Annotated in this window: 19 protein-coding genes, 1 tRNA gene and 1 other annotated feature; all 20 genes read right to left on the reverse strand. The window is 38.9% G+C overall.

What is annotated here, in order from left to right; genetic code table 11:
* Nucleotides 1-28: 28 nt before the first annotated feature.
* The 20 genes from tig to AC1D0Y_RS04710 all read right to left on the reverse strand — a co-directional run bounded on the left by tig (nt 29) and on the right by AC1D0Y_RS04710 (nt 21,049).
* Nucleotides 29-1,315, reverse strand: a complete 1,287-nt coding sequence (gene tig, locus AC1D0Y_RS04615; RefSeq protein ID WP_016765666.1) for a trigger factor — start codon at nt 1,313-1,315, stop codon at nt 29-31.
* 221 nt (nt 1,316-1,536) lie between these two features.
* Nucleotides 1,537-2,538, reverse strand: coding sequence for a tetratricopeptide repeat protein (locus AC1D0Y_RS04620; RefSeq protein ID WP_241096601.1), 1,002 nt, complete (start codon nt 2,536-2,538; stop codon nt 1,537-1,539).
* A gap of 101 nt (nt 2,539-2,639) precedes the next feature.
* A complete protein-coding gene (gene leuD / locus AC1D0Y_RS04625; RefSeq protein WP_013059370.1) occupies nt 2,640-3,230 on the reverse strand; it encodes a 3-isopropylmalate dehydratase small subunit in 591 nt (196 codons plus the stop codon).
* 14 nt (nt 3,231-3,244) lie between these two features.
* Nucleotides 3,245-4,660 (reverse strand): 3-isopropylmalate dehydratase large subunit, encoded by a 1,416-nt coding sequence (gene leuC / locus AC1D0Y_RS04630; protein WP_013059371.1) that lies wholly within the window; start codon nt 4,658-4,660, stop codon nt 3,245-3,247.
* Between the two features lie 58 nt (nt 4,661-4,718).
* Nucleotides 4,719-5,828, reverse strand: coding sequence for a 3-isopropylmalate dehydrogenase (gene leuB, locus AC1D0Y_RS04635; protein WP_013059372.1), 1,110 nt, complete (start codon nt 5,826-5,828; stop codon nt 4,719-4,721).
* A 19-nt stretch (nt 5,829-5,847) separates the two neighbouring features.
* The gene (locus AC1D0Y_RS04640) at nt 5,848-7,383 is read right to left on the reverse strand and encodes a 2-isopropylmalate synthase (RefSeq protein WP_095378878.1); all 1,536 of its coding nucleotides are present in this window, start codon (nt 7,381-7,383) and stop codon (nt 5,848-5,850) included.
* Nucleotides 7,370-8,395, reverse strand: coding sequence for a ketol-acid reductoisomerase (ilvC, locus tag AC1D0Y_RS04645; protein WP_013085141.1), 1,026 nt, complete (start codon nt 8,393-8,395; stop codon nt 7,370-7,372). Before ilvC ends, AC1D0Y_RS04640 begins: the two co-directional genes overlap by 14 nt.
* A gap of 64 nt (nt 8,396-8,459) precedes the next feature.
* The gene (ilvN, locus tag AC1D0Y_RS04650) at nt 8,460-8,972 is read right to left on the reverse strand and encodes an acetolactate synthase small subunit (RefSeq protein WP_013059375.1); all 513 of its coding nucleotides are present in this window, start codon (nt 8,970-8,972) and stop codon (nt 8,460-8,462) included.
* A complete protein-coding gene (gene ilvB, locus AC1D0Y_RS04655) occupies nt 8,969-10,696 on the reverse strand; it encodes an acetolactate synthase large subunit (RefSeq protein WP_153254654.1) in 1,728 nt (575 codons plus the stop codon). Before ilvB ends, ilvN begins: the two co-directional genes overlap by 4 nt.
* Before the next feature lie 68 nt (nt 10,697-10,764).
* Nucleotides 10,765-11,018: a binding site (T-box leader), on the reverse strand.
* 324 nt (nt 11,019-11,342) lie between these two features.
* A tRNA-Arg gene (locus AC1D0Y_RS04660) sits at nt 11,343-11,416 on the reverse strand.
* 126 nt (nt 11,417-11,542) lie between these two features.
* Nucleotides 11,543-12,055, reverse strand: a complete 513-nt coding sequence (locus tag AC1D0Y_RS04665) for a metallophosphoesterase (RefSeq protein WP_013059377.1) — start codon at nt 12,053-12,055, stop codon at nt 11,543-11,545.
* A gap of 15 nt (nt 12,056-12,070) precedes the next feature.
* The gene (locus AC1D0Y_RS04670; RefSeq protein ID WP_025601437.1) at nt 12,071-12,664 is read right to left on the reverse strand and encodes an XTP/dITP diphosphatase; all 594 of its coding nucleotides are present in this window, start codon (nt 12,662-12,664) and stop codon (nt 12,071-12,073) included.
* 9 nt (nt 12,665-12,673) lie between these two features.
* Nucleotides 12,674-13,420, reverse strand: coding sequence for a ribonuclease PH (gene rph / locus AC1D0Y_RS04675; protein ID WP_013059379.1), 747 nt, complete (start codon nt 13,418-13,420; stop codon nt 12,674-12,676).
* A 134-nt stretch (nt 13,421-13,554) separates the two neighbouring features.
* The gene (locus AC1D0Y_RS04680) at nt 13,555-14,640 is read right to left on the reverse strand and encodes a GerMN domain-containing protein (RefSeq protein WP_025601439.1); all 1,086 of its coding nucleotides are present in this window, start codon (nt 14,638-14,640) and stop codon (nt 13,555-13,557) included.
* A 113-nt stretch (nt 14,641-14,753) separates the two neighbouring features.
* Entirely contained in the window at nt 14,754-15,548 is a 795-nt protein-coding gene (racE, locus tag AC1D0Y_RS04685; protein ID WP_025601441.1) for a glutamate racemase, read from the reverse strand.
* 10 nt (nt 15,549-15,558) lie between these two features.
* Nucleotides 15,559-16,002 carry a MarR family winged helix-turn-helix transcriptional regulator gene (locus AC1D0Y_RS04690; protein WP_013059382.1) on the reverse strand — a complete coding sequence of 148 codons (444 nt, stop codon included), beginning with the start codon at nt 16,000-16,002 and terminating at the stop codon, nt 15,559-15,561.
* Nucleotides 16,003-16,213: 211 nt separating this feature from the next.
* The gene (locus tag AC1D0Y_RS04695; protein ID WP_013059383.1) at nt 16,214-16,828 is read right to left on the reverse strand and encodes a PH domain-containing protein; all 615 of its coding nucleotides are present in this window, start codon (nt 16,826-16,828) and stop codon (nt 16,214-16,216) included.
* Between the two features lie 113 nt (nt 16,829-16,941).
* A complete protein-coding gene (locus AC1D0Y_RS04700) occupies nt 16,942-17,940 on the reverse strand; it encodes an inorganic phosphate transporter (RefSeq protein WP_013059384.1) in 999 nt (332 codons plus the stop codon).
* A gap of 15 nt (nt 17,941-17,955) precedes the next feature.
* Nucleotides 17,956-18,588, reverse strand: a complete 633-nt coding sequence (locus AC1D0Y_RS04705; protein WP_218039679.1) for a DUF47 domain-containing protein — start codon at nt 18,586-18,588, stop codon at nt 17,956-17,958.
* A gap of 442 nt (nt 18,589-19,030) precedes the next feature.
* Nucleotides 19,031-21,049 carry a penicillin-binding transpeptidase domain-containing protein gene (locus AC1D0Y_RS04710; protein ID WP_477707356.1) on the reverse strand — a complete coding sequence of 673 codons (2,019 nt, stop codon included), beginning with the start codon at nt 21,047-21,049 and terminating at the stop codon, nt 19,031-19,033.
* Between the last annotated feature and the right edge of the window lies 1 nt (nt 21,050).

The raw sequence follows: 21,050 nt of genomic DNA on the forward strand, positions 1-21,050 counted from the left end.
CAAGTCGCGCCTTGTTTCTTACTTACTATTATGCAACAGCTTTGCTGTTTTCTACAAGAAATTCAACTGCTTTACGTACTTTCATGTCTTCTTTAATGCTATCAAGACTGCCAAGCACTTTCTTAATTTCTTCGACAGGCATGTTGTACATTCCTGCCATGTTTTCTAATTCTTTTTCTACTTCTTCTTCGCTTACTTCAAGATTTTCAGCTTTTGAAATAGCTTCTAGCGTTAAGTTGATTTTCACACGCTTTTCAGCATCCGGACGCATTTGGTCGCGAAGAGCTTTTTCATCTTGACCTGAGAATTGGAAGTAAAGTTCAAGGTTAAGACCTTGCATTTGTAAACGTTGTTCAAATTCTTGCATCATACGATCCATTTCAGTATTGAACATTGCTTCTGGAATTTCTACTTCAGCGTTTTCAGCAGCTTTTTCTACTAAAGTGTCGCGAAGAGCTGATTCCGCTTGATTCTCTTTATCGCTTTGTAATTTTTCTTTTGTTTTTGCTTTTAACGCTTCTAAAGTTTCTACTTCTTCATCTACGTCTTTTGCAAACTCATCGTCTAAAGCTGGAAGTTCTTTAGATTTGATTTCGTGTAATTTCACTTTGAATTTAGCAGCTTTACCAGCTAGCTCTTCAGCGTGATACTCTTCAGGGAATGTTACTTCCACTTCTTTTTCAGCGCCTACTTCAAGACCAACTAGTTGCTCTTCAAAGCCAGGGATGAATGTGTTAGAACCGATTTCTAAAGAATAGTTTTCGCCTTTTCCGCCTTCGAATGCTTCGCCATCAACGAAACCTTCAAAGTCGATTACAGCTGTATCACCTTCAGCTACAGTTCCTTCTTCTTTAACAACTAGTTCAGCGTGACGCTCTTGAAGTGTTTTTAATTCAGCTTCAACGTCTTCATCTGTTACAGTTGTATCTACTTTTTCTACTTCTAAGTTTTTGTATTCGCCTAATTTAACTTCAGGCTTAACAGTTACTTTAGCAGTGAAAACTAGAGGTTGTCCTTTTTCGATTGTTTCAACATCGATTTCTGGACGATCAACCGGTTCGATACCAGCTTCAACAATTGCATTGCTGTAAGCTTCAGGTAATAAGATGTCTAGTGCATCTTGGTATAAAGATTCTACGCCAAAACGTTTTTCGAAAAGTGGACGAGGCATTTTACCTTTACGGAACCCTGGTACGTTTACTTGTTTTACAACTTTTGTGAATGCTTTATCTAAGGCTTTATCAAACTCAGCAGCTTCAACTTCTACTGTTAAAACGCCTTGATTTCCTTCTTGTTTTTCCCATTTTGCAGACATGAATGTTTCCCTCCAAAATCATTTTAAGTAGTGATTTCTAAACTAGATAATGCAGATAGCCTATCAGTTCAACCCTCAATCATTATCTATTTAACTCCCTATTACTTTAAAGTAAGTAGGAATGTAATGTAAAGATGAAATTCTACTATACGTATTTAAGTGCATTTTACAACCATTATATTATAACATACAACAATGACGTTTCAACTAAACACCACATTTTATATAAAAGAAATTTCTTCAATTTCTTTTAGCTCTTTAATTGCCTTTCTTAATTCAGCTGCGGAGAAACTTTCGTCTTCCTCTGCTACAGCTGCATCTGACTCTTCTCCTTGCATCATCAGACTAACAGCATACACCGCTGCTGTCCAAAGTTTTACATTATCACCCGGTAAAAACGGAAATGTAATAAATAAATGACGCTGCCATATTTCAACGGCAACCTGCAGCAATGTAGGATTTTCATGCTCCAGCTTTTCCGTCAACTGCGCTTCTACTTGCTCGGCAAACAAATACGGTGTTGTTCGTTGAAGCTGAAGCGCATTTACTTTTTTCGTCTCTCCAAACTTAGTAATCATAAAATCAATGTCTACTTCTTCTTCCATAACTGTTTTTAAAGCGACTGTTTTTACGATAGGGTGAACAGCTTCAGATGAAAATAGCTGTTCCAGAAAGACGCGCTGCTTTTCAATTCTCTTTGTTTTTAATGAATGAACCCATTCAAGCTGATCCTGAATATTGTCTAGAGCTGTGAATGATTTAAACTGCTCTAGCTGTTCTTCTTCTGTTTGTTCTTCTATGACTTGTTCTTGATTCATTCTATTCTTGCAGAACTCCAACAGCTGATAAAGCTGTTCAGCATGTTCAGAAGGGAGTTTGTGTTCTTGAATAACTGCTTGTAGAGTGACATATCCTTCATGATAGTGACCAAGCTGAATTAACACCATGAGGTACATTTGCAAATTATGATAATAATCGCCAATATCTTCTTTCAGCATTTGCTCACATAATTCTTTAGCTATGCCTGCATCACCGAGCTCCACGTGACAAATAACAAGGCCAAGCAAGATTTCATGATGCTTATTATCAAGTTCGTAGGCCTGCTCAAATAAAGGAAGTGCTTCTTGAAATTGCTTGTGCTGCATATGATCTGTAGCTTTTTCAACCAACCGTTCTTTTAATAGAGGAAAAGCTACAATTTTGTTTTGTTGTTCATTCGACATGTTTTCTCCCCACTTCGCGGTCCATTTGCTTTACAGTTTAGCAATTCGGTTAACGGAACGCAAAAAAATCGAGCAAAATCATAATTTTGCTCGATTTTTGGTTAATATCTTACCGTTTTTGCTTCATAAGCAGAAATGTCGTCTTCAAAAGAAAGCGTATAGCCAATTTCATCATATCCGTTAACAAGCATATATTTCCAATGACCATTGATATCAAACGTACGTTCAAAACCTGCTTCATCGGTAATTTTTTGCTGATGAAGATCGATTGTACAGGCGTAAGAAGCACTTTGAGACTCTTTCATTAAATAGGAAACATCTTCTTTTGGTAAAACAATAGGTAAAATACCATTTTTTAGACAGTTTTGTTTAAAAATATCCGCAAATGAAGGTGCGATAATAGCACGAAACCCGTAGTCTAAAAGCGCCCATGGCGCGTGTTCACGTGACGAACCACATCCGAAGTTCTCGTCAGCTACAAGAATTGTTGCTCCTTGATTTTGAGGCTGATTTAATTCAAACGTTTCATTTAACGTCTCATCTTCATTATATCGCCAATCAAAAAATAGAAATTGGCCAAAGCCAGTACGCTCAATTCTTTTCAAAAATTGCTTTGGGATAATTTGATCAGTATCTACGTTTGCTCGGTCGAGACCTGCTACTTTCCCTGTATGGATTGTAAAAGCATTCATCTGTGTTCTCCTCCTTATCGCACCGCTTGTTCTTGTAGTTTGCGTACATCAACAAAATGTCCATATACCGCTGCCGCTGCTGCCATTACCGGGCTTACTAAATGCGTTCTGGCGCCTTTTCCTTGACGTCCTTCAAAATTCCGGTTAGAAGTGGACGCACAGTGTTCGCCTTGTGGAACTAAGTCAGAGTTCATGCCTAGACACATGCTGCAGCCTGAGTCTCTCCAATCAAAACCTGCTTCAATAAAAATAGCAGATAACCCTTCTTCTTCAGCCACTCGCTTTACTTTTTGAGAACCTGGTACAATGATCGCTCGCACATCTGGTGACACTTTCTTTCCTTTAATAAAGGCTGCCACGTCACGAAGATCAGACAAACGAGCATTCGTACATGAACCGATAAATACATGCTGAACTGGAATCTCTTCTATTGCCATACCAGGCTGTAAGCCCATATACTCAAGTGCTCGTGACAAAGACTTTCTCTCAGCTTCTGTTTTACACTCTTCTAATGTAGGAACTTGCTTGCTAACATAAGAACTCATCGCCGGGTTTGTTCCCCATGTTACAACAGGTTCAATTGTATCTGCATCAATTTCCAGCGTTTCATCGTACGTTGCACCTTCATCTGTTGCTAAAGCTGCCCAAGCTTCCACTGCTTTTTCAAACTGTTCTCCTTTAGGAGCATACTGACGTCCTTTAATATAAGAGAACGTGACATCGTCTGGACTGATTAAACCAGCTTTTGCACCGGCTTCAATAGACATATTACAAATGGTCATGCGCTCTTCCATTGAAAGATCGCGAATACATTCGCCCGTAAATTCCACGATTGAACCCGTTCCAAAATTCACACCGAATTTTTGAATTATTGCTAACACAATGTCCTTAGCATAAACGCCAGGCTGCTTTTTGCCATTCACTTTCACTTGTAGCGTTTTTGGTTTCGCTTGCCATAGCGTTTGTGTTGCTAAAACATGCTCTACCTCACTAGTTCCTATCCCAAAAGCAAGCGCTCCAAATGCACCGTGAGTAGATGTATGACTATCTCCGCACACAATGGTTTTTCCAGGCTGAGTTAATCCTAATTCCGGTCCAATGATATGCACAATTCCTTGCTCTTCACTTGTTAAATCTAAAAGCTTCACACCAAACTCATGACAGTTTTCAGATAGTTTGTCTACTTGTTTCTTTGCAATCGGATCTTTAATATTAAAACGGTCAACTGTTGGAATGTTGTGATCCATTGTAGCAAACGTTAAGTCTGGACGCTTCACTTGGCGATTTGCCACGCGAAGACCTTCAAATGCTTGAGGAGACGTTACTTCATGAATAAGATGAAGATCGATATATAATAAGTCCGGCTTCCCCTCTTCTCGACGTACAACATGTTGTTCCCAAAGCTTATCAATAATTGTTTTTGGTTTCATACTGCTCCTCCTTTCTGATTATGAAAAACGTTTCTCACAAAACGTGAGAAACGCATGATTAACTGTAAGCTGTCATAATGCTTGAAATGGCAGAATCATTGGCAATTACCGCAGTTATCGCCTCCACCATTTTATCGGTACCTAAATAATGATTACCGTCTGCTAAGTCAGCTGTTCGATGACCTGCATGTAATACACTTTCAACCGCTTGTTCAATCACTGCTGCTTCTTTTTCTAATCCAAACGAATGTCTAAGCAACATTGCTGCAGATAAAATAGCGGCAATCGGATTAGCTTTGTTTTGACCAGCAATATCTGGTGCAGAACCGTGAACCGGTTCGTATAGAGACGGACCATCAGCCGTTAAGCTGGCAGATGGCAACATTCCTAACGATCCTGTCAGCATAGAAGCCTCATCACTCAAAATATCACCAAACATATTTTCAGTTACCACTACATCAAAATACTTCGGATTACGAATTAACTGCATAGCAGCTGAATCTACAAGCATATGCTCAAGCTCTACATCCGGGTAGTCTTTTGCTACTTCTTCAGCTACTTCACGCCACACTCTACTAGACTCAAGCACATTCGCTTTATCAACAGACGTTACTTTTTTACGTCGATTTACAGCCGTGTCAAATGCTTGGCGAATAATTCTTTCTATTTCTGTACGCTTATAAAATAATGTGTCGACAACTGTTTCTTCATTTCCTTCTGTTCGGCGCTCGCTAGGCTTACCAAAATATAAGCCTCCTGTTAGCTCACGGACGATAATGAAGTCAACACCTTCAATGTATTCTTTTTTCAGAGGAGAGGCATCCGCTAAGCTATCATAAAACGTCACTGGACGAAGATTAGCATATAAATCCAGTTCTTTTCGAATAGCTAGCAAACCTTTTTCCGGTCGCAAATGTGAAGGGTTACGATCCCATTTTGGCCCTCCCACCGATCCAAGTAATACAGCATCGGCCTGCTTACAAGTCTCAATTGTACTTTCTGGAAGAGGTGTGCCCGCTTCATCAATTGCAGCTCCGCCAATTAGTCCATACGTAAACTCAAATTGATGATCAAAGCGCTCTCCAATTGCTTTTAAAACGGCAACAGCGCCTTTGGTTACTTCTGTTCCTACGCCGTCACCCGGTAATACAGCGACTTTTTTTGTCATGGTGGTCTCTCCCTTCAGTTCACATTACTTCTTGCTTTGTACGATGCTGCTGAATAGCGATTAAACGATTAATGGCGTTCAGATATGCTTTCGCTGACGATTCTAATACGTCAAATGCTACTCCGCGTCCGCTTGCTTCAGTTCCTTCACTTTCAACCTTCACAAATACTTCAGCCAGTGCATCCGGCCCACCGTTAATAGACTGAATACGATAGTCTAATAGTTTTACATCTTGTTCAACACAGCGCTGCAGCGTATTATAGATAGCTTCCACGCTTCCAGATCCGGTAGCTGCTTCTTGAATCTCTTCGCCATTTTCTTTGCGAAGCGTAATCGTAGCCGTTGGAATATTGTTCGTACCATACTGAACTTGCAGACTTTCAAGCTTATATTCACTTTCTTTGCTAACTTGCTTTTGAATGACTAATGCCAATAAATCATCATCGGTAATGTCTTTTTTCTTATCTGCTAAGTCTTTAAACTTCTCAAAAAGCACGTTTGCTTCTGTATCTTCCAATGTGAATCCAAGCTCTACTAAGCGTGTACGGAACGCATGACGGCCTGAGTGTTTACCAAGCACAATTGGATTTTGTTTAACACCCACAAGTTCTGGGGAAATAATCTCATATGTTAACGGATTTTTTAAGACGCCATCTTGGTGAATACCTGATTCATGAGCAAAAGCATTCTTTCCTACAATTGCTTTATTTGGTGCAATATTCATTCCGGTAAGCTTACTGATAATGTCACTCGTACGCTTAATTTCAGGCAAGATAAGACCTGTGCTCGCTTGATAGAAATCTTGACGGACATGAAGCGCAAGTGCTACTTCTTCAAGAGCTGCGTTACCCGCACGTTCTCCGATTCCGTTAATCGTTCCTTCAATTTGAGTAGCTCCTGCTTCAATCGCAGCCATTGAATTGGCCACAGCTAGCCCTAAGTCATCGTGACAGTGAGCTGACAAATCAACTTTATGAATATTTGACACATGTTCTTTTAAGTAATTAAATACTGATTGATAGTCGCCAGGAGTGATAAACCCTACTGTATCTGGAATATTAACGACTTTTGCACCAGCATCAATAACGGCTTCTACAATTCTAGCTAAAAACGGTAAATCTGTTCGACATGCATCTTCAGCAGACCATTGAACAACCGGGAATTTTTTACTTGCGTACTTCACCATTTCCACTGCTGTTTCAAGTACTTCATCAGGTGTCTTTTTCAATTTATGCTGCATATGAATTTCGGAAGTAGCGATAAAAACATGCAGTCTTGGTTCTGCACTTTCTTTTAACGCTTCCCATGCAATGTCAATATCTTTTGTAACAGACCTTGCAAGGCCTGTTACAGAAGAATTTTTGACAATAGACGCAATTTCTTTTACGGATTGAAAATCACCTTTTGAAGAAGCGGGAAATCCGGCTTCAATGATGTCGATACCTAATCGCTCTAACTGCTTAGCAATTTCAAGCTTTTCTTGTAGGTTCAAATTGACTCCAGGTGACTGTTCACCATCGCGTAGCGTCGTGTCAAATAGTTTAATTTTTTGCACTAGCGATCACCGCTTCTTTCTTTTGTTTTTTAACAAATGGCATCATTTCACGTAATTGAGCGCCAACTTTTTCAATTAAATGTTCGTTTTCACGGTTATTGATAGCTGTAAATTCCGGACGATTTGCTTGGTTTTCTAGGATCCAGCCTTTTGCAAATTTACCTGTTTGGATATCTTCAAGCACTTTTTTCATTTGCTCTTTTGAACGCTCATCTACAACGCGTGGTCCTGAAACGAAGTCACCCCATTGAGCGGTATCAGAGATTGAATAACGCATGCCTTCCATTCCGCCTTCATACATAAGGTCAACAATTAATTTTAATTCGTGTAAACACTCAAAATATGCAACTTCCGGTTGGTAGCCAGCTTCTACAAGCGTTTCAAAACCAGCTTTAACTAATGAAGTTAACCCACCGCAAAGTACTGCTTGCTCACCGAAAAGATCTGTTTCTGTTTCTTCTTTAAATGTTGTTTCTAACACACCCGCACGAGCTGAACCGATTGCTTTAGCATAAGCTAACGCTACGTCTTTTGCTTCTCCAGTTACATCTTGGAATACTGCGAATAACGCCGGTACGCCAGCTCCTTCTTCATACGTTCTTCTTACAAGGTGACCAGGGCCTTTTGGAGCTACTAAGAATACGTCAACGAATTCAGGTGCTACGATTTGGTTAAAGTGAATGTTGAAACCGTGAGCAAATACTAAAGATTTTCCTGGTTTTAGTCCTGGAAGAATTTCTTCGTTATAAACTTTTGGCTGATACTCATCTGGAAGTAATACCATTACTACTTCTGCTTGTTGAACTGCATCTTTTACAGATAATACAGTGAAACCGTCTTGCTCTGCTTGGTCCCATGATTTACCTTTACGTAATCCTACTACCACGTTTACTCCGCTGTCGCGTAAGTTTTGTGCATGGGCGTGACCTTGTGAACCATAGCCTACGATTGCTACTGTTTTACCTTGTAATAATTGATCCTTTGCATCTCCGTTATAATATACCTTTGTCATAATAAATCTCTCCTCTTAGTTTATATAGTTTTATATAGTTTACTTGGTTAGTAACTAGCTAGAATTAAATGATTGATGAAAGTTTGGCTGCTGCTTTTTGCGTACCGCGCGGAACAGCTACTGTACCCGTGCGCGTTACTTCTTTTAATCCATAAGGCTGAAGCAGATCAATCATCGCTTCAATCTTGCTGGATTCACCTGTTACTTGAATAATTAAGCTGTCGCGGCTTACATCAATGATGGTTGCACGGAAAGGCTCAATTACTGCATAAAGTTCGTTACGGCTCGCTGGCGTAGAGGCTACTTTCATTAAAGCAAGCTCTCTTGATACCACTGCTTGATCCGTAATATCTTGAACCTTTAACACGTCAATCTGCTTATTTAACTGCTTAATCACTTGTTCAGCAGCGTTATCATGCTCTACGTTCACAACAAACGTCATGCGTGATACATCTTCAGATTCAGTGTGACCTACCGAAATACTCTCAATATTGAAATTTCTTTTTGTAAATAACCCCGTCACGCGATTTAATACGCCCGCACGGTTTAATACAGTTGCTGTAATAATTCGCTTCATGGTTTCACCCCTACCATTTCATGTAATCCTTTTCCAGGTGCAACCATTGGATATACGTTTTCTTTAGGTGCGACAAAGAAATTTAGTAGAACAGGTCCATCTGTTTCCATTGCTTCTTTCAAAGCCGCATGCGCTTCTTCTTCAGTAGAAGCTTGTAAACCTTTGATATCATAAGCTTCTGCAAGCTTCATTAAATTAGGCTGATTCGGAATTAAAGAGTGTGAGTAGCGTTCTTCATAGAAGATTTCCTGCCACTGACGAACCATACCAAGCGACTGATTGTTAAGTACAACCACTTTTACAGGTAAATTTAATTCTCTAATAACTCCTAATTCTTGAAGCGTCATTTGAAATCCACCGTCACCAACGACTGCTACAACTGTTTTATCTTTGTTTGCCAGCTGAGCGCCGATTGCAGAAGGTAATCCAAAGCCCATAGTGCCAAGACCACCTGAAGTTACCCATCGATCTGGATTATTAAATGTGTAGTATTGAGCTACCCACATTTGATGTTGCCCAACGTCCGTTGTAACAACGGCATCTCCATTTGTATACTTGTGAAGCAACTCAACTACTTTTTGTGGCTTTAACACATCCCCTGAGTTCTGATACCATAATGGATATTCTTGCTTCCACGCCGCTAATTTCTCATGCCATTTCGTATAATCTCCAACTTCTCCTTCTTGCAGAAGCAATTGCTTCAATACTTCTTTCGCATCTCCAACAATTGGAATCTTGGTTGGAACATTCTTTCCAATTTCCGCTGGGTCGATGTCAATGTGAGCAATTTTTGCATTTGGTGCAAAATGCTTTAAGTTACCTGTTACTCGGTCATCAAAGCGTGCACCGATACTAATGAGAAGATCACTCTCATAAATTGCCATGTTTGCTGTGTAGGTTCCGTGCATGCCAGCCATTCCTAAATGAAGCGGATGATCTGCAGGAAAACAACCCAACCCTAAAAGCGTATTAATAACCGGAATATTTTGACGTTCAGCATAATTTTTTAATTCTTCTGAACCTTTACTCAATAACACTCCCGCACCTGCTAGAATAACAGGTTGTTTTGCAGCTGCTACTGCGTCTGTTAATTTTTTAACCTGCAGCTGATTTGGAAAATAAGTTGGCTGATAGCCAGGTAAATCAATTTCTCCTTCGTAATTAAATGTTCCATCACCCTGTGCCATATCTTTTGGAATGTCGATTAAGACTGGACCAGGTCTTCCTGTTGTCGCAATATGAAATGCCTCTTTGATGATTCTCGGCATATCGCTGATATTGCGTACTTGATAGCTATGTTTTGTAATTGGCATTGTGATCCCTAATACATCTGCTTCTTGGAACGCGTCAGAACCAATTACACTTGAAGCTACTTGACCAGTAAAAACAACTAAAGGAAGTGAGTCAATCATCGCATCTGCCAAACCTGTTACGATATTTGTTGCACCAGGACCACTTGTTGCGATAACTACACCGGGTTTGCCTGAAATTCTTGCGTACCCTTCTGCTGCGTGAATTCCACCTTGTTCGTGACGAGCAAGTACGTGAAACATTCCTGAACCATATAGCTTATCGTAAATCGGTAAAACGGCTCCCCCTGGGTAACCGAAGATGACGTCAACATTTTCTCTTCTTAGAGATTCAATCAACATGTCAGCTCCATTCATTTGTGCCCCAGTGCTTACAGGTTCTTTCGTTTGCATATTGGCTCCCACTTTTCTCATCCTTTCGTTTTCTAGATAAAAGAAAAAAGACTTCTCACCCCTAAATAGACCCTATCAAATGATATAGGTCAAGGGGCGAAAAGTCTTTTGTACTTTACGCGGTACCACCCTCGTTTGTAATCGTAATGATTACCTTATGAATGTATACTGTACATTCTTTTTGATAACGAGTGCTTTGGAAGTACACTCGGTCGCCCTTACTGAATTTCAGGGTGACACTCTGAGGTGAGTTCATTTTGAGTTGGTAACGTCGGCTTCCAGCAACCCGACTCTCTGTTGATACCTAAACATCAAAACTACTTATCCTCTTCAACGTTTTAAAACGCTATATGCTTTTTGAAAAATGCTTTACACATCATATTTTAAATTAATTACAATTAATTAAAATTTTTAGAAAACTTATATTTGAGGACTATCTTACGCCCATTTCTATGCATAGTCAACCACTTTTCAAGATTTTTTTAGACAATTTAGACTAAACAGAATATTTGAATGCGTTTTCATTATTGATGTAATAAGGGTTTACAGCAGTTCAAAAAGTTTTTGTGAAACGTTCATTTGTACACACTGAATGAACAAACATTCACTTTTAAGATAAATAAAAAAACCGGCTTTTACTAAAAAGTAAAAGCCGGTTTTTTCCGGACGTCCCAGGAGAGATTCGAACTCCCGACCGACGGCTTAGAAGGCCGTTGCTCTATCCTGCTGAGCTACTGGGACATAATGTTAAAGTGTATCAAAGACAATACTTATTATATTCAAATATAATTTAAAAGTCAACGTTTTTTTTGAAATTTTATGAGAAGAGAGGTAAAAAACCTTCTCTTCTCCCTATATTTGGCTATATTATGCTGAAAGTGTACAGGTTAACTGCATGCTAGGAATATGTTTACCGCTTATATCGTAAAACTGCACGGTAGCTTCTGTACCATCCATTACTAGTATAGCATACGTACGTTCTTTTCTCATACGAGGAAGTAACATACTTCCTGGATTGATAAATAAAACTCCGTCCATGAGCTCAGCTCCCGCTATGTGAGAATGCCCAAAGCAAACAACGTTTGCCCCGACTTCTCTCGCTTTGTAATGCAGATTCATCATAGACATTTTAACATTATATAAGTGACCGTGTGTAACCAGACACGTAGCTTCTCCAAGCGACTCTACTCGATCATTAACGTAAGATGCATCGTAGTCACAATTTCCTCGAACGCCTAAAAACGCAGACATTTCTTTGCTGTCTTGCGGCAACTCAGAGTCCCCACAATGGATCATCTTATCTACATCAGCATGTCTCTCTCTGATAGTGAGCAGTTCTTCTTGTAACCCGTGGCTATCGCTTACAATTAATAGTTTCACACGTCATCACTCCTTCTAAAATTGCGCATCAATTAGCGGTGCTAGTTTTTTTAACGCATTTGCTCGGTGACTAATTTGATTTTTTTGCTCTTTGGTCAATTCTGCCATGGAGCATCTCCATTTTTCTACAAAGAAAATGGGATCGTACCCAAAACCGTTTTCCCCTCTTTTTTCCTCCAAGATGTGCCCTTCACACGTGCCTTCTACAATTTCGGTTCTCTTTCCAGGCACTGCAATAGCAAGAGCACAGTGAAAGCGTGCCGTGCGCTTTTCAAACGGCACGTCATTTAACTTTTGAAGTACCTTCTCTATATTAGCATTATCATCTTTATTTTCACCAGCATAACGCGCGGAATAAACGCCTGGCTCCCCGTTTAAGGCGTCAATAGCAAGCCCGGAGTCATCGGCAATGACCGGCTTATTTAATGCGGATGAAATGGCCTCTGCTTTTAGTGTCGCATTCTCTGCAAATGTAACGCCCGTTTCTTCCACGTCTTCAATCTCAGGAAAATCAAGAAGCGATTTTACTTTAAATCCCTTTGGCGAGAAAAGTGTTTCAAAATCTTTTACTTTGCCTGCATTTTTAGTTGCAATAATGATTTCACGCACGTCAATCCCTTACCTTTCTTTAACCGGAATGTAAGCAGCCAGGTGATCAAGAACTTCCTTTTGCTGTTCAATCAATTGATAAACACCTTTTTCTCCCAAATCTAGAAGATGGTTTAACTGTTCTCTCGAAAACGTCGATTCCTCTCCCGTTCCCTGTAATTCTACAAACTGTCCGCTTCCTGTCATCACAATATTCATGTCAACTTCCGCTGTCGAATCTTCTTCATAATTTAAATCTAAAATCGAATTTTCTCCATGAATACCTACTGAAGTCGCAGCTAAGTAGTCACGAATAGGGATTTCTGTTAGCTTGTTCTCTTCAACCAGCTTTCCAAACGCTAAAACCATAGCCACAAAAGCACCTGTAATCGATGCTGTTCTTGTGCCTCCATCAGCTTGAATAACATCACAATCAATCCAAATTGTCTTTTCTCCGACCTTTTCCAGATCGACTACAGAACGAAGAGCTCGTCCGATTAGACGCTGAATTTCCATTGTTCGTCCTGTGACTTTACCTTTTGATGATTCACGTATATTTCTTTGTGCCGTAGCTCGAGGCAGCATAGAATATTCAGCTGTAATCCATCCTTTTCCTTGTCCACGCATAAAAGGAGGCACTCTGTCGTCTATGCTTGCTGTACAAATAACCTTTGTGTCTCCCACCGAGATTAATACAGATCCTTCTGGATGCTTTAAGTATGAAGTATGAAGAGATACAGGTCTCAATTCATTAAATTCCCTACCGTCCAAACGCATTAAGCATGTCCTCCTATAAATTCATTTATATGTAATAGTCTCTTCCATTTTAACTATAAAACAGCGGAAAGAGGTCGCTATTTCAGCAGACCTCTTTCTACTTAGTCCTTTACTAGTATAACAAAAATTTGTTTTTAAAAACTACCTGTGTTCACATTTTTCGGTCTTGAAACTGGTTCCGTCAATTTTTTCCCTTTTTCATCTTTTAGCGTTTTTTTGCCATTCACCTTAATGGCAACGCTGTCTACGGCTTTTTGTTCTGTCAGCGATAACACCAAGGAGTCAAGAACATGCTGAGAAATTTCCGTGCCTTTTAAATTTCCAAAGATGTTTTTATTAAAGTTAAGCGTTAACTCACCGTCCGCATACTTTGGAGCTGCTACGAGCTTTGCATCGGGATTAAAATCTGTCACTAAACCTGATGCAGGCGCAGGTCCTTCTACAAGTTCGTTCACAATTGCAGTGTACATATCCTTGTCATCAGAAGCAATTCGTTTTGTGACAGGAACATAGTAAGTTTGTTTGCCCTCTTGAGCTAAGTAATAAATCGTAACTGGCTTTGTTTGAGTTACGTCAACTACTCCAGTATTATCAAAGTTAATGCCATCTGCTCTGCTCAACCCTTTACTGATTGGCGTATGATTTACAGGCATCTCATCTTTATCATAGCCGTTAATGCGAATTTTAACTTTATTTACGCCTTCAAACTGCGTCAGCGTCCAAGTGACGGCCTGCAGGATACGGAGTTCATCTTCTTTTTTATATTCAGCAAATTCAGGTGAAAAATCTGCTACCATCGTCCCGTCACTTTCCAGCTTTGTCCCTAAAACTCTTGTATCAGCAGGAAGAACCGCTCGGAAATTATTTGGCAATAAGTTTGTGACTGGTCCACCCTCTACTAAATATTCAAGAGACTGTTTAGCGACACCTTTTGATTTAGGAATTTCAAGCGTCTGGGGAACAACGTACCCGTTTTTATCAATTAAGTAGAGTTCTCTTTTGGTAGGCGCAGATGTTTCTGCCGCTTTACTTTGTTTTTTATTAGCTTCCGTTACTTTCGCTTCAGTCGCTAATGATTTTTCATCTTTCACATAGGTGACATCCTTTGGCGGATCAATTTCCTTTGCTGCGTTATCCCCTCCGAAAAGTCCACAGCCGGATAACAATACAGATGTGGTCACCACGGCGGATATGAGAACAAGTTGGGTCTTTTTGGACATTCCTTTCCCTCCTCAGACTGTTTGTACTACTATGTATACGAGCTTTTTTGCATTTTAGACCAGCTCAAAAAAGTTTTTGTCCACAAAAAAAACCGAGCATAATATGCACGGTTTTAAAGCTTGATATGTTCAACATTATATACAGGGTGCTCAAACCATTTAGATGCAATAGATTGAAACAGTTCTGTTGATCCTGTTGTAAAGAAGTAGTGTTCAGGCTCCATGTTTCTAGGAGCGAGTAAATTGCTATAAGAAAGAATGGCACTTACCTCTATTGCCGTTTCTTCGCCAGAACTGATTAACTGAACTCGAGGCCCAATTGCTTCTTGAATAACTGGCTTTAATAACGGATAATGCGTACATCCTAAAATAAGGGTATCCATATCTGTATGATAAAAAGGTTTTAATGTTTCTTTTACAATTCGCTGCGCTTCCGGTCCTTCATAATTACCGCTCTCTACAAGAGGTACAAACAAAGGGCATGCCAAATTTTCCACTTCCACTCTCGTATGAAGAGCGCGGAGTGCATGTGTATAGGCTTGACTTTTCACGGTTCCATTTGTGCCGATTACGCCTATTTTATGATTTTTAGTTACTTTAAGCGCAGCGCGTGATCCTGGTTCAATGACGCCTATAACCGGAATATCGAGCTGTTCTTGAATTTCATCCAGCACAACTGCCGTAGCCGTATTACACGCAATAACAAGCATTTTAATATCTTTATCTACTAAATAATTAGTCATCTCCCACGTGAAAGCTCGTACTTCTTCACTAGGACGAGGACCGTATGGGCAGCGGGCTGTATCTCCAATATACATAATTTGTTCTTTCGGAAGCTGTCTCATAATTTCCTTTGCTACCGTTAATCCGCCCACACCTGAATCTATAACACCAATTGGTCTACTCAAAACAATCGCCTCATTTTTCTTTCATTTCATCATGCAATTTTCGTAACGTTACTCGTAAAACTTCCGTTTCACTCGGAGAGAAGTTTGCCAGTACGCCATTTAAATACGTTTGTCGCTTTTCAATTACTTCTTCGATAACACGTGCTCCTTCAGGAAGCAAATGAATACGCACTACGCGGCGGTCTTTTGGATCTTTCACCCGAACCACCAACTTATTTTTTTCCATACGATCTACTAAATCTGTCGTTGTACTACAAGCGAGAAAAATACGATTTGATAAATCGCCAATCGTCATATCTCCACGTTCAAACAGCCACTGCAAAGCAATAAACTGAGGTGGCGTAATCGTATAGTCTTCTAAAATTTCTCTTCCTTTTTGTTTCACAATCGCTGCAATATGTCGAAGTGACTTCTCTAATTCTGCCACTGTATCCTCATTATTTTTTGCTGTCATACCGTAATCCTTTCCACCTATAAGTCTTATTTTCTATTATTTCTTTCAGCTAAACCCGTCTCTATTGTTTCTCTTTTCTATTTTATATTGTGCTCTTTTTTCAGTGATTTTTCAAGGTTAACATGAGGATTCTACAACGTTCATCATAAGTCTACATACTCTCATTCAGTATTAAAAAACAGCTGCTCCATAAAAGGAGCAGCTGTTTCTATTAATTATTGATATACAGCTCGAAAACTGAGCTGAAATCTTTTGTTGTGTAGGCTGTTTTTTTATCTAATAACCAAGAAAACGCGGCTTCGTTAATTTCTTTAAATTCACCAGCAACACTTCCACTTGTATTTCGTGTACTGCTTAGCGTAGAAGAAGCTAGCTGAATGCTTTGTTTAGCAAAATCGAGCGCAATTTCATTTTCACGCGTTATTTCAGACATTTTAAACAGCGCTTTATATAAATCTTTTACCTCTTCTATATGCTTTTTGTGTACATCGATAGAAAAAGTCTCCGAGCCAATTTTAAATTTAATTTCCACATCTAAATCGACAGTTCCAGCCGTTTCTAGCATCACGTTTGAAATGTGATTTGTGCTGTAGTTATAGCGGCGAAGCATTCGCTTTTTGCTTGTAGCACTTGTTCCATCAAGATGAATGAGCGCTTTATTGGTAAAGCAATATTCATCTGACTTTGATTTGATTAGAAAATAAATTTTTTCTTGTTCTTCATGCATAACGTAATCGTCTGCATCTACCTTGTCATAATCAACCGGCTTAATAACAGAACCAATATCACTTAGCCCCAATACATCAGCAGCCACTTTTCCAAACATTTCCCCATCTCCCTTTTAAAAACAATTGTGTTATTTTCATGTTTTAAGTGTACTGTGCAAATGAGGGGATGTAAATAAAAAAAGGAGCTTCTTAAAAAGAAGCTCCACATTTATTAAAATAACAAATTTAAAATCATATAGATAAGTGCAGCTAATGAAGCTGAAATTGGCAATGTGATAACCCATGTAATCACCATGCGCTGTGCAGTTCCCCATTTTACACCTTTCACTCGGTGAGCAGAACCTACACCTAAGATAGAAGATGAAATAACATGAGTAGTACTGACAGGTAGATGAATAAACGTTGCTCCAAAGATAATGGCAGCCCCTGTTAAGTCCGCAGCTACTCCATTAACAGGACGAATTTTCATAATTTTACCGCCGACGGTTTTAATGATTTTCCATCCACCAATTGACGTTCCAAGCCCCATTGCGACCGCACAAGCCAGCTGTACCCACCACTGAATCTCAGTACCGCTTTGCATATTGTTAGCAATAAGCGCTAGCGTAATGATACCCATTGCTTTTTGCGCATCATTCGTACCGTGTGTGTAAGATTGTAGGGCTGCAGTCAGGATTTGAACGCGTCGAAAACGCTTATTCGTTTTCGTCAAGTTATGGTTTTTAAACGTTAGTTTGATAATCGTATAGACAATATAACCTACTACAAAGGCTAGAACTGGTGAAATTAGAAGGGCTTCAATGATTTTGATGAAACCTTTGTAATTTAAAGCACCAAATCCAGCAGCTGCAATAGCTGCTCCTGCAATCGATCCAATAATTGCATGAGAAGAACTACTCGGGATACCGAAATACCATGTGATTAGGTTCCACGCGATAGCAGAAATTAATGCTGCTAAAATAACGACAGAACCGTTTTGAAGCGTATAAGGATCAACGATATCCTTTGTAATCGTTTTGGCTACGCCCGTAAACGTCATAGCACCGACAAAGTTCATGGTTGCGGCTAAAAGAATTGCATGTCGCGGTTTTAAAGCTTTGGTTGAAACAGAAGTCGCAATGGCATTAGCTGTATCGTGAAATCCGTTGATAAAGTCAAAACCAAGTGCACCAACTACAATTAGAATAGTTAATATTAGCATCGAATCCATTATAATATAGCCCCGTTACGCATTCTTCATAATAACTGATTCTAAGTTGTTTGCAACCGTTTGACAATAATCCGCGATTTCTTCTAGCGTTTCATAAATTTCTTTATATTGAATAACTTTAATTGGATCTTTACATGTTGCGAATAATTGTTTTAATGCACGACGATATAATGTATCACAATGTGACTCATACTCTTTAATTTTAATTGCATGCTCACTAATTTGAAGAAGCTTTTTCTCAGACAACAAATTAATAGTAATTAAAATCTCTTCAGCACAGCCTTGAATATTTTTAACAAATTCAGCTACATATTCATCAAATGTCGTAATTGAATGAATTTCCATTAAAGCAGCAAAGCTGTCGATGCCATCAAGTACATCATCCATGCTCATTGCTAGCTGTAAAATATCTTCACGCTCAATTGGAGTAATAAATGCTTTGTTCAACTCAGTAATCACTGTATGCACGTATTTATCACCTTTTGATTCATACGCTTTTAAAACATTGGCAAATTCCTTTAGGTCAGATACATTTTGAAGTTCAAAGCTGCCTAAAAAATCTGCTGAGTCCTTAATATTTTGGGCAATGTCCATTAACATTTCAGAAAACTTGTCTTTTTTTCTTTTGATCACGTTGCAATCCTCCATCCAATTTATCGAAACTTTACCACTCGTTTTTTCTCTCTATCTTTTTATATGTGTTCTAGTTTCTTTTTTCATTTAAAGTAATGGATAAAACTTAGCTGTTCATTACTATAACGAGAGAAACCACCTCTCTTGTGTATCAAAAAATTCGAAAAAAACAAACGTTTACCAGAGCAAAAGTCCCAAAAGATGGTTCTTTTACTTATAGGTTATGCGATTCATTTTTTTACGCCAAGTCAAAAATTACTCCTATTATTGTTAATTGTCAATAACTTTTCAAACACATTTTTTTAGGTCTCTTTACAATACATTAACAATAATACGTTCATTCCCTTTAAAATAAGGGTTTTCAGAGTTTGTATAAAACTGGGATTTACAAAAACTTAACATTACTCCTCTTGTGTAAATAATAAAAGCCAGCTCCTTTAGAACTGGCTTTTATTATTTACTTATTATATTGCTGAAATACATTTTTTACTTTCGGCACGACGTAATGACTTCCGCCTTTATCTTCTACTCCTTCAATCATCATTGAAACGAGTAGGTTTTTCTGTTTTGTATCCACAGCTACAAACCAGCCGTTTTCCTGCCCTTTTTCACCTTGAGTTTTCTTTAATTCTGCCGTTCCAGTTTTTCCAGCCAGGGTTAACCCATCTATCTTTGCAGCATGACCCGTACCGTTTTTATCTTCAATGACATCAACTAAATCATTTTGAATTAATTGCGCCGTTTCTTTAGATATTACTTGTTTTTTCCATATTCCACTCTCATCACTGTTCATAAGAATAGGCTTTACTATGTTTCCATCGTTGACAATCGATGTATACATCAATGCCAAGTGGAGAGGATTCACTTGCAGTTTCCCCTGGCCATAGCCAGAGTTTGCTAATACTCCCTCATCTTTAATATCTTGATCACCTGCAATTTTAGACGTTTCAAAAGGATAATTAACAGGCATTTTTTGATTGAACCCAAACTGTTTTAAACCACTGTTAAATTTGTCTAAACCTAGCTTCAAAGCAGTCTGCGCAAAATAAATATTATCAGATGTAACATAAGCATCACGTAAATTAACATTCGGCTTGCTTCCCACTCGTGTTACGTAGAAATTCCCCCAGCTTTTATCTTTTTGCCATTTCTTCCCGCTGATTGATATACTTTCGTTTGGATTTACCACGCCTTCATCAACCGCTAAAGCTCCCGTGACTAACTTAAATGTAGATCCCGGAGAATACGTTTTGGTAAAGCGATTCATTAACGGCTTATCGGGATTCGTTGAAAGGGATTGGTACGTATTAGCATCGATTCCAAAAGAAAAAGAATTCGGATCAAAAGCTGGCGTGCTTACAAGACCTAATATTTCTCCCGTTTTAGGTTGAAGAGCAGTAGCTACTCCTTTTTCATCTTTTAACTGTTCATAAAGGGATTTTTGAACATTCATGTCTATCGTAACTTGAATGCTTTCCCCGTCTTTTGGATTCACTTTTGCAATTTCATTCTTTTTATTGCCATCTTTATCTACTGTATAAATCGTGACGCCGTCTCGAGCACGAAGCTTATCTTCATATAAAGACTCTAAGCCAATCATTCCAGCTTTAGACTGAGCATTATAGCCTTCATCTTTATGCTCTTTTAAATATTCCGCTGTGACAGGCGCAACGTATCCAACTAAATGGGCACACGCTTCTTCACAAGGATATACGCGCGCATTTACCTTTTTTTGTTGAATGCCTTCTACTTTTTTCAAAGAATTCTCTAAATTAGAGGCGTCTTTTTGACTAACTGTTTTAATAGGAACAAATTGATTCTTTTTCACCCAAGAAGCGCTCAGTGCTTGATTAATACTTTTTTCTGAAAGAGCAAGAGTCTTGCTTAATTGTTGTATAGCTTGCTCGCCGCCTTTAGAAAACTGCTGGGGAACAACTCCAACTTGAATCGCTTCTCCATTTTGAGCTAAATATTTCCCTGAACGATCCATAATTTCTCCACGCACAGCTGACTGAGCAGCTACTCTCACTTGCTCTCCTTGCTTAAGTCCTTTAAAAATCATATTAGGCTTCCAATTAATATACCAATTCTCTGTATCCCCTTGTTTTTCTTGAACCACAGCAGCATTTTCTTTAAATGAGATTTCACCGGCTACAGAGTTCATGTTTACTTCAAAAGGTAAAACAGCTTTATGGTCTTTTATTTCTAAGTCTTCTATTTTACTTGCCTTCACTTTAAGCTTGCCCGCTTCAATTGCATCATAGATATTTTTATATCGATTTATAAAATCTTTTTCTGAAATCGTCTTTTTAGCATCTTTAGACAAGTATCCATACATGCCTTTAAAATCTTCTTTATTCCACATGGCTACATATTTATCAAATCGATCCTGTGCTTTCTGTTGATCATTTGAGCAACCGGCAGTTATTAATAAGAGAATTGCCATAGTAAAAAATAGCCACCCAATTCGTCTCATG

It is taken from the genome of Priestia sp. P1_B12_1 (assembly GCF_056406695.1).